The organism is Pontibacillus marinus BH030004 = DSM 16465 (assembly GCF_000425225.1).
Classification (GTDB): Bacteria; Bacillota; Bacilli; order Bacillales; family BH030062; genus Pontibacillus; species Pontibacillus marinus.
Genome location: NZ_KE384336.1, coordinates 31,872 through 45,574 on the forward strand (window position 1 = coordinate 31,872; position 13,703 = coordinate 45,574).

Annotated in this window: 16 protein-coding genes; 7 read left to right on the top strand and 9 right to left on the bottom strand. The window is 40.3% G+C overall.

From position 1 onward, the window contains the following. Positions 1 to 507 precede the first annotated feature (507 nt). The 3 genes from H514_RS0120970 to H514_RS0120980 form a co-directional block, all read right to left on the bottom strand. Positions 508 to 1,677 (bottom strand): chromate transporter, encoded by a 1,170-nt coding sequence (locus tag H514_RS0120970; protein ID WP_027448730.1) that lies wholly within the window; start codon positions 1,675 to 1,677, stop codon positions 508 to 510. An 88-nt stretch (positions 1,678 to 1,765) separates the two neighbouring features. After that, the gene (locus H514_RS0120975; protein ID WP_051255269.1) at positions 1,766 to 2,290 is read right to left on the bottom strand and encodes a GNAT family N-acetyltransferase; all 525 of its coding nucleotides are present in this window, start codon (positions 2,288 to 2,290) and stop codon (positions 1,766 to 1,768) included. Between the two features lie 15 nt (positions 2,291 to 2,305). Then, complete coding sequence (locus H514_RS0120980; RefSeq protein WP_027448732.1) at positions 2,306 to 2,839, bottom strand: GNAT family N-acetyltransferase; 534 nt, start codon at positions 2,837 to 2,839, stop codon at positions 2,306 to 2,308. Positions 2,840 to 2,979: 140 nt separating this feature from the next. Between H514_RS0120980 and H514_RS0120985 the strand changes: the two genes are divergently transcribed. From H514_RS0120985 to H514_RS0120995, 3 genes are all read left to right on the top strand, one after another. Further along, positions 2,980 to 3,177 carry a hypothetical protein gene (locus tag H514_RS0120985; RefSeq protein WP_027448733.1) on the top strand — a complete coding sequence of 66 codons (198 nt, stop codon included), beginning with the start codon at positions 2,980 to 2,982 and terminating at the stop codon, positions 3,175 to 3,177. Next, positions 3,164 to 3,796 carry a class I SAM-dependent methyltransferase gene (locus tag H514_RS0120990; protein WP_027448734.1) on the top strand — a complete coding sequence of 211 codons (633 nt, stop codon included), beginning with the start codon at positions 3,164 to 3,166 and terminating at the stop codon, positions 3,794 to 3,796. The genes H514_RS0120985 and H514_RS0120990 overlap by 14 nt, the downstream gene beginning before the upstream one ends. A gap of 85 nt (positions 3,797 to 3,881) precedes the next feature. Then, entirely contained in the window at positions 3,882 to 4,280 is a 399-nt protein-coding gene (locus tag H514_RS0120995) for a hypothetical protein (protein WP_027448735.1), read from the top strand. Positions 4,281 to 4,335: 55 nt separating this feature from the next. On the opposite strand, the gene cls is transcribed toward H514_RS0120995, so the two are convergent. Next, positions 4,336 to 5,841 (bottom strand): cardiolipin synthase, encoded by a 1,506-nt coding sequence (cls, locus tag H514_RS0121000; RefSeq protein WP_027448736.1) that lies wholly within the window; start codon positions 5,839 to 5,841, stop codon positions 4,336 to 4,338. A gap of 575 nt (positions 5,842 to 6,416) precedes the next feature. Next, entirely contained in the window at positions 6,417 to 7,409 is a 993-nt protein-coding gene (locus H514_RS0121005; RefSeq protein ID WP_027448737.1) for a nucleotidyltransferase domain-containing protein, read from the bottom strand. Positions 7,410 to 7,739: 330 nt separating this feature from the next. Here H514_RS0121005 and H514_RS23680 point away from each other — a divergent pair, with 330 nt between their 5' ends. Beyond that, on the top strand, positions 7,740 to 8,393 hold the full coding sequence (locus H514_RS23680) for a YczE/YyaS/YitT family protein (protein WP_231566612.1): 654 nt from the start codon (positions 7,740 to 7,742) through the stop codon (positions 8,391 to 8,393). 92 nt (positions 8,394 to 8,485) lie between these two features. On the opposite strand, the gene H514_RS0121015 is transcribed toward H514_RS23680, so the two are convergent. Beyond that, complete coding sequence (locus H514_RS0121015; protein WP_027448738.1) at positions 8,486 to 8,716, bottom strand: DUF2553 family protein; 231 nt, start codon at positions 8,714 to 8,716, stop codon at positions 8,486 to 8,488. Between the two features lie 309 nt (positions 8,717 to 9,025). Between H514_RS0121015 and H514_RS0121020 the strand changes: the two genes are divergently transcribed. From H514_RS0121020 to H514_RS0121030, 3 genes are read left to right on the top strand one after another with little or no spacing between them, the layout of a single operon-like run. Then, the gene (locus H514_RS0121020; RefSeq protein WP_027448739.1) at positions 9,026 to 9,754 is read left to right on the top strand and encodes an SDR family NAD(P)-dependent oxidoreductase; all 729 of its coding nucleotides are present in this window, start codon (positions 9,026 to 9,028) and stop codon (positions 9,752 to 9,754) included. After that, positions 9,754 to 10,782 (top strand): S-adenosylmethionine:tRNA ribosyltransferase-isomerase, encoded by a 1,029-nt coding sequence (locus H514_RS0121025; RefSeq protein WP_027448740.1) that lies wholly within the window; start codon positions 9,754 to 9,756, stop codon positions 10,780 to 10,782. The genes H514_RS0121020 and H514_RS0121025 overlap by 1 nt, the downstream gene beginning before the upstream one ends. Beyond that, positions 10,782 to 11,135, top strand: a complete 354-nt coding sequence (locus H514_RS0121030) for a VOC family protein (protein WP_027448741.1) — start codon at positions 10,782 to 10,784, stop codon at positions 11,133 to 11,135. The genes H514_RS0121025 and H514_RS0121030 overlap by 1 nt, the downstream gene beginning before the upstream one ends. A 105-nt stretch (positions 11,136 to 11,240) precedes the next feature. On the opposite strand, the gene H514_RS0121035 is transcribed toward H514_RS0121030, so the two are convergent. Genes H514_RS0121035 through H514_RS0121045 form a run of 3 tightly spaced genes read right to left on the bottom strand, consistent with a single transcriptional unit; the run spans position 11,241 to position 13,651 of the window. Beyond that, positions 11,241 to 12,269, bottom strand: coding sequence for a MerR family transcriptional regulator (locus tag H514_RS0121035; protein ID WP_081673114.1), 1,029 nt, complete (start codon positions 12,267 to 12,269; stop codon positions 11,241 to 11,243). Between the two features lie 60 nt (positions 12,270 to 12,329). Further along, positions 12,330 to 13,109 carry a nucleotidyltransferase domain-containing protein gene (locus H514_RS0121040; protein WP_027448743.1) on the bottom strand — a complete coding sequence of 260 codons (780 nt, stop codon included), beginning with the start codon at positions 13,107 to 13,109 and terminating at the stop codon, positions 12,330 to 12,332. Positions 13,110 to 13,144: 35 nt separating this feature from the next. Beyond that, positions 13,145 to 13,651: a hypothetical protein gene (locus tag H514_RS0121045; protein WP_027448744.1), complete on the bottom strand. Its 507-nt coding sequence runs from the start codon at positions 13,649 to 13,651 to the stop codon at positions 13,145 to 13,147. Positions 13,652 to 13,703: the final 52 nt, after the last annotated feature.

Genomic DNA, 13,703 nt, shown 5'->3' on the forward strand with positions numbered 1-13,703 from the left:
GGATTCCATCACCTACCCGAGGGATTCCATCGCCTACTCGAGGGATTCCATCACCTACCCGAGGGATTCCGTCGCCTACCCGAGCGCATCTGTCGCTTACCCGAGCGCATCTGTCGCTTACCCGAGCGCATCCATCGCTTACCCGAGCGCATCTGTCGCTTACCCGAGCGCATCTGTCGCTTACCCGAGCGCATCCATCGCCTACCCGAGCGCATCCATCGCTTACCCGAGCGCATCTGTCGCTTACCCGAGCGCATCCATCGCTTACCCGAGCGCATCCATCGCCTACCCGAGCGCATCCATCGCTTACCCGAGCGCATCCATCGCTTACCCGAGCGCATCTGTCGCTTACCCGAGCGCATCCATCGCTTACCCGAGCGCATCCATCGCTTACCCGAGCGCATCTGTCGCTTACGAGCGAATCCGTCGCTTACCCAAGGAATACTGTTCCTTCCCACGAGAACCAAAAAAAGGACTAAATCCTATTCGATTCAGTCCTCTTAATCCTTATATCATTAATGAAATTACCACATTCCCTAACACCGTTAGGATTACAACCAGCCATGCTGGAACTTTCCAAAAGTACAACAGTGTGAATGCTGCTAAGCTCACCGCAACATCTTTACTTGAGGTAATGGCGCTTGTCCAAATTGGATCATATAAAGCTGCTACCAACAGTCCTACAACTGCAGCATTGACGCCAAGTAACGCTGCACGTACGCGCTTAACTTTTCGTAAATCATCCCAAAACGGAAGTACACCAACAAGTAAGAAGAATGACGGTAAAAACATCGCAATCGTAGCAACTACCGCTCCTGATACTCCTGACATCACCGTTCCGATAAAGCTAGCAAATGTGAACATCGGACCTGGAACAGCTTGTGTAGCCCCATAACCAGCTAGGAACATCTCTTTTGAGATAAAACCATTTGGTACAACTTCTGCCTCTAGTAACGGAAGCACAACATGTCCTCCACCAAATACAATCGAACCTACACGATAAAATGTATCAAAGATGGTTACATAGATTGAAGAAGACCATGATGCAACAAAAGGAATCCCAATTAATAGAATAAAGAACAAGCTTAGAGAAATAATTCCTGTCTTTTTTTTATAAGTAAGACCTACATCATTTCCCTGTGGAAGATCCTTATTTTGAAACAACCAAATGCCCACGATACCAGCTAAAACAATAAGAGCAATTTGAGATAAAGCCGTTTGATAAAATAGCAAAATAAATGCTGTAATCATGGCAATTGTTATGCGCGGTCTGTCAGGTGTAAGTTTCTTTCCCATGTTCATAATCGCATGAGCTACAACTGCTACAGCAACAAGCTTTAATCCACTAACCCAGCTTGCCTCTTCAATGCTCGTCCCGTTGATCACAAGTGCGAAAATGACAAGAGCAATGACCGATGGAAGCGTAAAGCCAATCCATGAACAAATCCCGCCTATGATACCTCCACGAACCATTCCTATTGAAATTCCGACCTGACTACTAGCAGGTCCAGGAAGGAATTGGCATAAGGCGATGAGATCAGCGAAGCTTTTATCATCGAGCCACTTCCTTCTTTTTACATACTCATCTTGAAAGTAACCCAAATGAGCTACAGGCCCACCAAATGATGTCAGACCCAGACGTAAAGAAACCAGTAATATTTCTAAATAGGTTTTCAAAGCAACGTTCCTCCTATTTGCAAAATCCCTTTTAGTTTATAAGAATTTTAACAAATAGACAATGAAAACCTACTTCCTTTACAAAACCTTAATCAACTCGGACGTTGAGCCTTTTCCCCATAATAAGCATGGAGTCTTCTGCAGGTACCAATTGAGCCTCTTTTACACTTTCCCACCCTAGCTTTTCATACAAAAATCTAGCATCTTCATTCGCTGATCCCGTGGTAAGTACTGAGGTTTGATGAGGCGCTTTATCTAATAGACGTTTCTCAAGTGTAGAAGCAATTCCCTGTCGACGGAATTCAGGTAACACAGCCATCTCAACAAATTCAAAACAATCCTTTAGCCAAGAGTGAATTTCTTTATCCTCGAGAACAGATTCTAATTTACTACGGTAAAACTGGCCTGATGTCGAACTAAAACCATATGCAAAGCCTACGATTCGATCGTCACAAACTGCAACCCAACCTGTATAACCTGGATAAGTAGAATGCTGTAGAAAACGTCCTCGAATTTCTTCAGGATCGCTTCCTTCGTAAACACTATGATAGATGTCTACCACCTCATTCATATGTGGAGAATCGATATCTAAAGGTAAGTATGAAATAATCATCTTGCATGCTCCTTTCTAATCTTTGTACGCGTTCCATTCTTCTTTCAACATACTCATTTCAATTAAGGACCAATATTCGTCACCAAATTTGCGAGCTTGTCTCAGCTTGCCTTCCTGAACAAACCCAGCCTTTTCATAAGAACGAATAGCTGCTTTATTGAAATCAAATACTCCAAGACTTGCGCGATTCAATTCTAAATCCTCAAAAATGATTCGCGCACATTGTCGAACGATTTCTGTACCAATTCCCTTTCCTAAGTAATTTGAATCCCCTATTAATACGCGTCCGATACGAGCATTATCATTCGTTCGGTCTATTCTACCTATCGAAATATGACCAATCACCTTATTTGATCCTTGGTCCACCACTTTATATATAAGCTTCGATGAACCGTCTTGATTTGCGTCTTTTAAGTATTTGTAGAGCTGCTCATCTGTTAAAGGATATGTAAATGAATGGCCAGCCCATTGGTGTAAAAATGTAAAATCATGTATCCAAGACTGTAATAGATCAAAATCTTCTTCAGTAAAATATCTTAATTGAATCAATTCGAGGTCTCCTTTTTACGTACACAAACAATATACCCTATTCCCTAAATTGGTATTTAGATTACGCGTTTTTACGATTTTTGTCAAAATATTCTTTTTCTTATATGCTAGTACTATCACTTATACTAGGAGATGAAAAGATGGAAGTTTTCCTTATACTTCTTCCGCTATTATCAGGGTTAATAGGGTTCTTTCTTGGGGGACCTCTTGGAATTTTAATAGGAGCGATCTTTGGGTGTTTATTCTACATAAGTATGTTACTCACGAAACTGTGGTTTATTGTAGAAGAGAAACAACTTGAAAAAGAATGGGAGAAAAAAATCTATGATATCGAATAAACTTAAATCCTCACTTGCAGAAGCTTATAATCAACAATCGAAACAACGAGATGATTCTGGTATTAGCCCTTGGAAAATTGAAGAACGAGATCAATTTTTAGCACACATTCAAAATCAAAATGCTACATCTATTTTAGAACTTGGGTGCGGTCCTGGTCGTGATAGTCTATTTTTTAAAGAACAAGGTTTTGAAGAAACATGTATTGATATCTCTCCATCAATGATCAAACTTTGTAAGGAGAAGGGGCTGAACGCGCATGTGATGAGTTTTGATTCTCTTGAATTTGAGGATCATTCTTTTGATGCGATATGGGCTTTGAACACACTCTTGCATGTACCCAAAGCGAACCTTCCTTACGTATTAAAGGAAATTCAAAGAACCTTAAAGCCTGGAGGTTCCTTTTTCATGGGCGTTTATGGAGGAGTTACCCATGAAGGCGTTTGGGAGGAAGACTTCCATGAGCCGCCAAGGTATTTCTCTTTTTACTTGATAGATGATCTTCTGGAAATGGTTCAAGCATATTTTGAAGTAGAATCCTATCATGAAATTCCAGCAGATCAGCTCGGTGGAGGTAAGCATAGCTTTCAAGCTCTGTTATTGAGAAAATCCGTCACGTAATGTTCACACCTCTGTTCTATCTTGCTTTCGCAAAAATATGATAAAGTTAGAGATACTGATCTACTAAAATACGGAGGAATGCTCAATGAAATCTTTAAGCCTATTGCTACTCCGCTTCGCTGGCTTATTTGCGATGATCGGTGCTTTTCTAGGTGCCCACATGGCAGGCTCGCAAGGAGAAGCGTATGCACTTCGACCTATCCACGCTCATATTCTCGTGGTAGGATGGTTAACATTATTTGCTTGGTCAGCTTTCTATCTATTGTTTGAAACGCAATTTAAGAAACTCGCTTATACACACGCTTGGACAGGCATCATCGGGTCAACTGGATTAACTGCAGGCATGTGGTTATACATGGTTCGTCCTTTTGAAGTATCCGAAAGCTTCACCTTTCTCTTTTACATCGGTGGAGGCTCTCTGTTATTACTAAGCTTTGCTTTATTCTTAGTTTTGACGTTTCTTGTATCTCCTAGAAAAAGGTAATATACTGAATAAGAAAGGACTGATGCTCGGTGCATCAGTCCTTTCTTTGTGCTCACTATAATAGCGGAGCAAACATCCTCGCAATGGCCTCTTTTGTTTTTTCTGATAAAGGTCTCTTCATAAATTGATCATGATCCACTTTCATGGAATCTTCTAAGTCTGAATGATAATTTTGAATAATTTGCTCGACAGGTTGCCCGCCATACATGATGACATTGACTTCAAAATTCAAGTAGAAACTGCGTAAATCCATGTTCGCTGTTCCAACAGAAACGGTATGATCATCAACAATCATAATTTTGTGATGCATGAAATCTTTCTCATAAAGATAGATTTGAATACCGTCTTCTAGTAATTCCGGAAAATAAGAATGTCCAGCATAGTACGTTAACCAGTTGTCTGAAGGCTTAGGTATCAGGAGTTTCACTTCCAAGCCTTTTTGTGCTGCTATGCGTAATGCCGAATGAATCTCACGAGATGGCACAAAGTATGGTGTCGCAATCATGATGCGCTCTTTCGCACTATTAATAAGAGCATTGTAGACATCTCGCATAATTTGATGCTGATTATGAGGACCACTTGGTACTATTTGAGCATCCGTATTATGCTCCTTTGGTTCAGGGATCACAGCTCGGCTGAATTCTTCAATAATATTTTCTTTCGTGATATACCACCAGTCAATTAGAAAAATTAAATGAAGCTCTTTAATTGGCATCCCTTTAACAACCGTATGCGTATCACGCCAATCCGGAAATTCCTCAGAAATCCCTCGGTACTCATCACCAATATTCATACCACCTACAAAAGCTATATCATTATCAATCACAATGATTTTTCGATGATTCCGGAAGTTAAAAGTTTGTGTAATCAGTGCAGTTTTGATCGGTAAGAACACATGCACCTCTACGCCTGCTTCCTTCATCTTTTGCACATCTTTTTTCTTAAGCTTCAAACTACCTGCTGAATCATATAATAGGCGTACTTTAACGCCCTCTCTTGCCTTCTCCATCAAAATATCCATTATCTCGTAACCCGTTTCATCAGAGTTAAATAAGTAGTATTCCATATGAATAAATGATTTCGCTTTTTTGAGGCCTTCCATGATTTCTGGAAAAGCTTCTTGCCCATTCGTCAAAATGCTAACGTGACCCCGTGTACGCACATGGGTATCGGCTAGAGATTGAATTACTTTGCTCACAGCCAGCTGCTGTTCATTCAGCCGTTCAGTAGCCTGTATTCTTGGAACAGGCTCCTCGGTGCGGAAAACTTCCTGAGCTTTTCTACGTTTATCTTGAAACAGGATGCCTTGACGGGACAGTTGCCCGGAATAAATGTAAAAGAAATACCCGATAATCGGGACGAAAAAGATAAAAAAGATCCATAAGATCGTGTTCGTTGAAGAGCGTCGCTCAAGCATAATATAAAATGAAATGGTGAACACTGCACCTATATAAATAAGTCCAAAGATCACCTGAAACACGAAACTTAACGGTATAAGTAAAATGAAAAAAAGAGCTATTCCTAGAATAGTCAATAAGAGTAATTGTATATGGGGTTTCATGACCGTTCTCCTTTAGCGTGCAGTCTTCATAGTTGAACCTTACCCTGATGTATGGGGTGTGAAACAATCGCTAAGAATCGAACAAAAGCGCAAGCGCCCGTTTAGCAACGAAGGGACTGGACTGAGCCCGTAGTGCGATTAACAAAACTTGCTGATTGGCAAGCCACAGGCGCAGACAGAAGCTTAGTTGCTGTGGTACTTTCACCTAGAAATTTTAACTACGTCGAGTTCCTTCTTTGTTAAAATTTCATATCGCAAACGTGTAAAGGAAACACGATGAACCCTTGGTGAATCGATGTTGACTTATCGTACGGAGAAAGTGATAAGGAAGGAAGATCGGTTAAGTTCGTCACGTCCTGTGACAACACCGATCTGACCTACATCCTGTAGGCCCAAGTTCGTCACGTCCTGTGACAACGTCGATCTGACCCACGTCGTGTGGGCCCAAGTCCCTTCGTTGCTGGGCGCTGGAGCTGGATGTGGCCCTACTCCCGTAAAAAGTTAAACACAAGTCACAAATTTTATAATTTCCCTAGACAAAAAAAAGAAGCTGCTTATAGATAGGCAGCTCCCCATTATGATCCTTGCTCACTCTTTAGTTGATCTTTAGCGTACTCCATCATCTTATCACCGATATCCAAGATTTGATGGATATCCTCTGGTAGTAATGATACTAAACCAAGATCCTCTAATTGTCTCTGTAAAGCTGTTGGTAACTGTTTAAAGTACGATTCAAAATCTTCATCTTGTGAAGTCTCAAGCAATAGAAGAAAGGCTTCGCTATAGGATAACCAGAGGTAATTATAAAAATCGCCTTCAAGCATTAAACGGTCAGCTTTATTGTGCCAGATTTTATCTTGTAAATCTGAAATAGAAGGTAGATGATCAAATCCAGCATTCTTCAGATATAATCTTAAGGTTGTCATCGTGTTCGATGCTTCTTTTATATCTACTTCTTCTACTGGTCCGATTGGAAGTAAGTCGACAATCGTAGGGAAGAAATCAAGCTTTCTCAGCGTAGGCATCAGTGACCCGATAGATACGCGGTTCTCATATAAAAATTGATAAAGGAGCGTGGCTTCGGTCCATGCACCAATCGCTGCGTGTGTTGCGGCGAAATCTTTTCCAATGTTCATTTGTTTGATCGCGTAATCCTTACGACCTTCCACAATCGTCGTAACATCTCGGATCACGTCTTTTTGCCCCTGAATGGAAGCAAAATAGGACTTCGACCACCCTTGTAGCTTGCTTAGCTCTCCATTTGTGTCTTTGATAATGACAGATTCAACTAAGTACCGGTAGTGCCAAGGGTTATAGGAAAAGAGCTCTTTACTAGGAAATTCCAATATAGACTTCACATCGATTTGAATGATTTCACCTTTATAAGAAACATCATGCTTCCCTAGATACGTCTCACGGCCAGTAAAGCAAATCAAATCAATGTCACTAAAATCATCTGCTTCTCCTCTAGCTACTGAACCTATTAAACAAGCATACGTACAATAAGACATCTCTTCTTGTACATACTTCTTCGCAATTTCTATTAACTCTAAATTTCGAGGACGCATATCGTATAACCCCTCATCATAAAAGATTTTATCTCAAAGAAAATCAGTCTTGTTGTATAAATTCATAGATCGCAGAACAACGTTTACTAGTATATGTACTGCAATCAATTAACCGCCTTCTAAGCAATTCCACAATAATTTAAATTTTCCTTCCTCCTTTCTAAATGTAGGTCAAATTGGATATAATATGTTTCATGATGGCAAAAAGATTTCATTTCAATTCTATTTGCCTTATTCTAATATAGAGACTTAACTCAAATTGGTACTACTTATTTCTATACCCATTTATATCTGATTCTAAAAGGGGAATTTGTAAAAAAGGAGTTCAACATGGAAAGAATCTCTCAAATGTGGCATCATTACTTCGGAAATAAGAGAAAGAAATTACAATTTCTACTCTATTTATTCGGAATTATTATCTCGAGCTTAGGATTGGCTTTATTAATCATATCCGCAGCAGGAGTCGCTCCTGGGGACAGTGTTGCAGTAGGGTTATCCGAACGGTTCAATATAAAAGTAGGTTACTTTTTAATTGTCGGTTTTATTATTTTAGTTCTTGTGAATTCTTGGATTGAGAAGAAGAGACCTCGGTTCGAGTCTTTATTTCCTATTCTTTTGCGTGGGGGAACATTAAACTTATGGCTCTATCAAGTACTTGGAGATATCCGAATGGATGTCTTATGGGCACAGTGGAGTGTATTTACAATCGGAGTAATCCTCCTTGGTTTAGGAATTGGCATGTATTTACGAGCACCTTTTCCTCATATTCCAGTCGATCACTTTATGATGATTGTAAACGAAAGAACCAATCAGTCAAAACGATTTGTACGTATATTGTTCGAAGCTGCATTAGCTCTGTTAGGACTTTTCCTTGGTGGTTGGGATGTAGTTGGAATAGGAACTGTTATTACAGCAATCTTCCTTGGTCCTATCATTCAATACTTTTATAACATCACTGAATTTGTTGAAAAGCTTAGTGAGTGAGCGCCATCTTTTGGGGTTCACTTTTTTTCTTCCCTTATGAAAAATAGATTGTCAGCCGAGTAAGGCCAACAATCTATTGAGTGATTTATTCGTTAGCACCAACCCATCTCACAGCCCTCAACATACTGAGTAACAGGTTCTTGTTTCGGCTTAAGTTGAAAAATACGCTGATCTTCTGAAAGGAAACCTTGAAGAAGGATATATTCTTTTTGGTTATTGCGGAATGAAACTTCCCCAATTTTCGCACCATTCAAGAACAACTCGAATCCATCACCTTTCACTTTGCCAATGACTTTACTTGTGATATCAACCTTTTCAGTCATTCTCTTCCCTCCTTCATAAAATAGAATCACCCTTATACGTACTCCAAAGGATAACGTCTCCTTTCTAGTTGGCATTCGTTAACTTTATAAGGATATTACTATCATTTTATCGCGATATGAAGCGAATAAGAACCACTTCTTATCTAAATTTTCAAAATATTTAGATTTTATTGACCTCCATCAAAAGTTGTATATTCACATCCTCCTTTTCTACGATTAAAAGTTCACTCCAAGCTCCGATTTCCTTTGCTCATATCCCTTCTACAATAGAGTTACAGATTGAAAATACAATGCAAAGGAGCATGACGTATGAATCAAAAAGTTATTGTAATTACAGGAGCTTCAAAAGGGTTAGGAAAGGCATTAACACTTGATTTTGCCAAAAGAGGAGCTAAGCTTGGAATTTGTGCAAGAGGTGAAAAAGCTTTACTTGAAACGAAAAACGAAGCTGAAGCACTTGGGGCTGAAGTGATAGCTGTATCTGCCGATGTTTCAAACCCGAATGATGTTGAGCGTTTTATATCCGTAGTGGAGGATCGCTTTGGTCGCATTGACACGTTGATTAATGGTGCATCTAAATTTGGTCCTGGACCGTGTCTTCTTGCCGATTATCCACTTCAGCAGTTTGAAGATGTCATTCATGTGAATATCTCCAACCCATTCCTCGTTACCAAACGAGTTCTACCTGGAATGCTGGCTCGTCAGGCAGGCTCAATTATCAATGTTACATCAGAAGCTGGCAATACTGGTTTCGGTGAATGGGGAGCTTACGGGATTTCAAAATTTGGGGTTGAAGGTCTTACCCAAATTTGGGCAGATGAACTCGATGGAAGTGGTGTGCGAATGAATATGATCGACCCAGGAGAAATGAACACTGAGATGCATGACACCGCTGTTCCAGACTGTGATTATGAATTAGCAGAGCCAAGTGAGCGTGTCGATGTATTTGTATATTTAAGCTCTGACGATTATTCCATTCATGTAAACGGAGAACGCTTTGAAGCTGCCTCATTCTCTCTAGAAAAGAGTGATGCATAATGGGGGTTCCGTATTCTTTTGACATACCAGACTCTTTAAATGCCTCTGTTCCCGCTGAGCTCAGAACTGGAGCACGAGATCACGTAAAACTCATGGTACTTGATGGGCAGGAAATTACTCATGATCACTTTTCTAATTTGGAACGGTACTTTCGTGAAGGTGATACGCTGATTCTTAACAACAGCCGCACCATCCCACCTGTTTTAAAAGCAAAACAAGGACATCATGACATTGAAGTTCGACTTTCACGCAAAGTCTCCTCTCATGAGTGGGAAGCCTTGCTCATTGGAGACCTTATTCAAACAAACACGCCTATTTGTTTTCAAAAAAGTGGCGTAGAAGCTACTGTGTCTGGACTGGGGAGTGAACCTCCCCTTGTTGTTCTTTCTTTTTCATTAGAAGGGACAGATTTATTCGATTTTATTTATCGTTTCGCCACACCTATTCGGTATGAGTATATTGATGCTCCTTGGCCGCTTGAGATGTACCAAACCGTTTATGCATCTGTCCCAGGTTCAGTCGAAATGCCCTCTGCGGGCCGAGCTTTCTCATGGAGATTGTTAAAAAAACTTAAGAAGATGGGTGTCCAAATTGGCTATGTTCAACTGCATACCGGATTAAGTTATTACGAACGAAATCGATGGCCAAACCCCGAAGCACACCCTGAAGAATTTCACGTTCCCGAGGAAACTGCACATCTAGTGAACCAGACTAGAAAAAATGGTGGCCGCGTCATCGCAACAGGCACTACTGTGGTTCGAGCGATGGAATCTTGTGTGAATAATGATGGTTTAGTCACTCCTCACAATGGAATAACCCGGCTGTATGTTGGCCCTGGGTATCAAGTGCGCTCTATAGACGGCTTACTCACAGGATTCCACGAACCAGAAGCTAGTCACCTCGATATGCTTACATCCTTTGTGGAGAAGGACATCCTGATGAATGCCTATCAGGATGCATTACGAAAAGGTTACCTTTGGCATGAGTTTGGAGACATGAACCTAATTTTGCAGGAGAAACATGTGTAATGAAGTTTCATCATGTAGGGATTCATGTCAAGGATTTAGAGCGTTCCTATCAGTTTTATAATGAGTATTTTGGTTTTGAGGCTGGCGCACGGTTTACTTTGGGAGATGAATCTATTCTTTTTTTGGAGAAGGGAGAAGTAAGGCTTGAAGTGTTTGCAAATGAATCACAACCTCTGCAGACGGAGAATCATTTGTGTTTACAGGTAGACCATTTAGATAATGTAATGATTGAGCTCAAGCAGAAGGGTCTCTTCCCTAAAGAAGGTCCTATTGTAGTGGGGAATGGTTGGAAAACTGTATTCTTCGAGGGGCCTGATCAAGAAGTGATCGAGCTATTAGAAGCTAAAAGGTGAAAGTTCTCTCTTATCGGAGGGAGCTTTCACCTTCTTGATGAGATTTTTAATATTTTAGGGAGATTTTGGAGTATGTTTTATGGCTTAGACGTACTCTACAAGCACTCACACCTTCACAGCATATACCACATGCAAAATATCACTTAGCCGCTTCACTTCCACTCGATAACCATGCTGCTCAAACCATCCACTTAGTTGGGACCGCAATCCATAATACTCATCACGAATAGCAAATATCGCTTCCGTATTCCCTTCCTCTTCAAACTGATCCATCACCGCTTCTTTTTGTTCCTCATCTTCAAACATCAAATCCGCAATGGCAATGCGCCCATTATCATTTAGTACACGATCCATCTCCTGAAGAGCAAGCAATTTTTCTTCATCAGTGAGGTGGTGGAGTGCATAGCTAGATACAATGAAATCAACTTGCTTATCCATTAGTGGAAGCGCCAAAAAGTGCCCATGACGTGTATCGATTGTGGGATGCTTTTCTCCGCAAACCTTCAGCATCTCTTCTGACTGGTCGACACCGATCATAGATGCACCTGACTCAAAACACTTTTCAGCAAGGTTTCCCGTGCCAATTCCAATATCTAGCCCCGTCTCTCCTTCAACAGGCTTCACAAACCCTACAGCGGATCCTAATGCCTCCTCATAAAATTCATGTACATTAAAACGGAATCCGCTCCTCTTCAGGCTCTTATCATAATCCTTTGCCTGGCTATCAAAATTCCACTGGTCTTCCCAGCTCTTCCGCTTCTGCTTCACATCCTTTAAATGATTGGACAATGTAAAAATATCTTTCTGAGAAAACGATGGCTGCTCTAACATCTGGTCCAATGTAGAGATCATATCCTTAATCTCGAGCCACTCCTCATATAGAGCAGAACGTTGCATGTTTAAGTATTTACGAACCTCATTTTCGTCTTGAAGTGTCGTTTTAATTTTAGAGGTCGACATGCCGACTTCACGTAATGCCAAGATGGTCTGGAGTTTCCATAGATCCGCTTCATTGTAATATCGGTAATCGTTCTCCCCTTTTTCTGGTTGAATTAACCCTTTCTCTTCATAAAACCGAATCGTACGTGGTGTTGTATTTAATCGACTAGCAGCTTCTTTAATTTTCAAAATCATATCCCCCTTTACTATGTTCTAATCGTACAGCTTAACGTTACGTTAAGGTAAAGGAGTTTTTTAAAGAAACTTCCCCCAAGTATGTTGAAGGTTCTCTAGGAAGAGCTGATTTAGCTGAGGTGTGATCTCCTTTTTCGTTGTATCTTGTGCTTGAATGTATCTTTCGAGATGCTCCACTTCTCTTTCAATAAAATCATGCAATACAGGACTACGAGTAACATACTCCTGCCCATCTGGACTCTTTTTTATATCCTTTAAATGTTGAAGAGCCTGTTTTACATCTGAATTTAGAGACAAATCATTCAAAAGTTTATCAAAATGAATAGGGGGTGCCTCTTTATAGGTCTCAATCCATTTACACATCAAGATCGGACGCAATACGTGGAGATACTTTTTCACTTTGACCACATCTTGCATGAGATAATCCTTCACGTTCCCTTTCGCCATGTGGAAATAATGGTATAGCACTGGAACTGGTGAGAATACCTCAGCCTCTAATTCTTTTATCGATTTGACGAAGAATGAGTCAGATAGGTAGACAAGTTCTGATTGCAGCCACTCAAACAACGGTGGATTGGATTTCCGGAAAAGCTTCAGTGCTTTTTGCAGATCCCATCCGTTCATATCTAGAAGATCATCTACAGGTAATTCGATCACATCTCTCTGCTGATCAATCGATAAATACCAATCTGGTTTATGTATATAGATAAATCGAACATCATAATCACTACCAGGTGCATGTAATCCGTATGCTCGACTGCCTGCATCACAAGCATATAACACCTTTACGTCATGCTGTTTTTCAATTTGATCGATATGATGAAGGATATGATCTCTCACCTATTTCACCTTCTTTTTTCTTTTATTATCTCTGTTTATCTGTCGTAGAATTCATTTGCCTTTTCATAGACAAGGTGTCCTAATCTACTATCTAAACTTCCCCTATCAAACAAGTACTTTTCAGGAGCAAAATCCTCCCAAGGCTCCTCCTCAGTCGGGATCTTATGGCTGATAACATCGTAGCCTAAAGTAGCACGAAGATCTAACGTAAACATGATTGGACTTACAAAAACTTGTTTTCCATATTTAGAATCCTCAGTAGTATGATGGCAGAGCACACCTCCGTACACATCTACTTGTAATTTATTAGAGTTCGTTTCATACCCCGTAGTCATATACGAGCAAAAGTATCTCGGCTCCTCTTTCTCTTCTTCAATAACCGTGGAAACAAAGTCATCATCTTCATAGGTATCTTTCACATAATCCTCGATAGCTTCATCAATTTCCTGCAGATCCACTAGTACAGGACTTGAACTAATTTTTTGATTACACCCAGCTATGAACAATATTAAAAACATAAATAAAAACAAAACCCGTTTCATACTCTCTCCCTTTCCTTTTCCATTCATAATATTAGATTTTGAGGGATTTTCA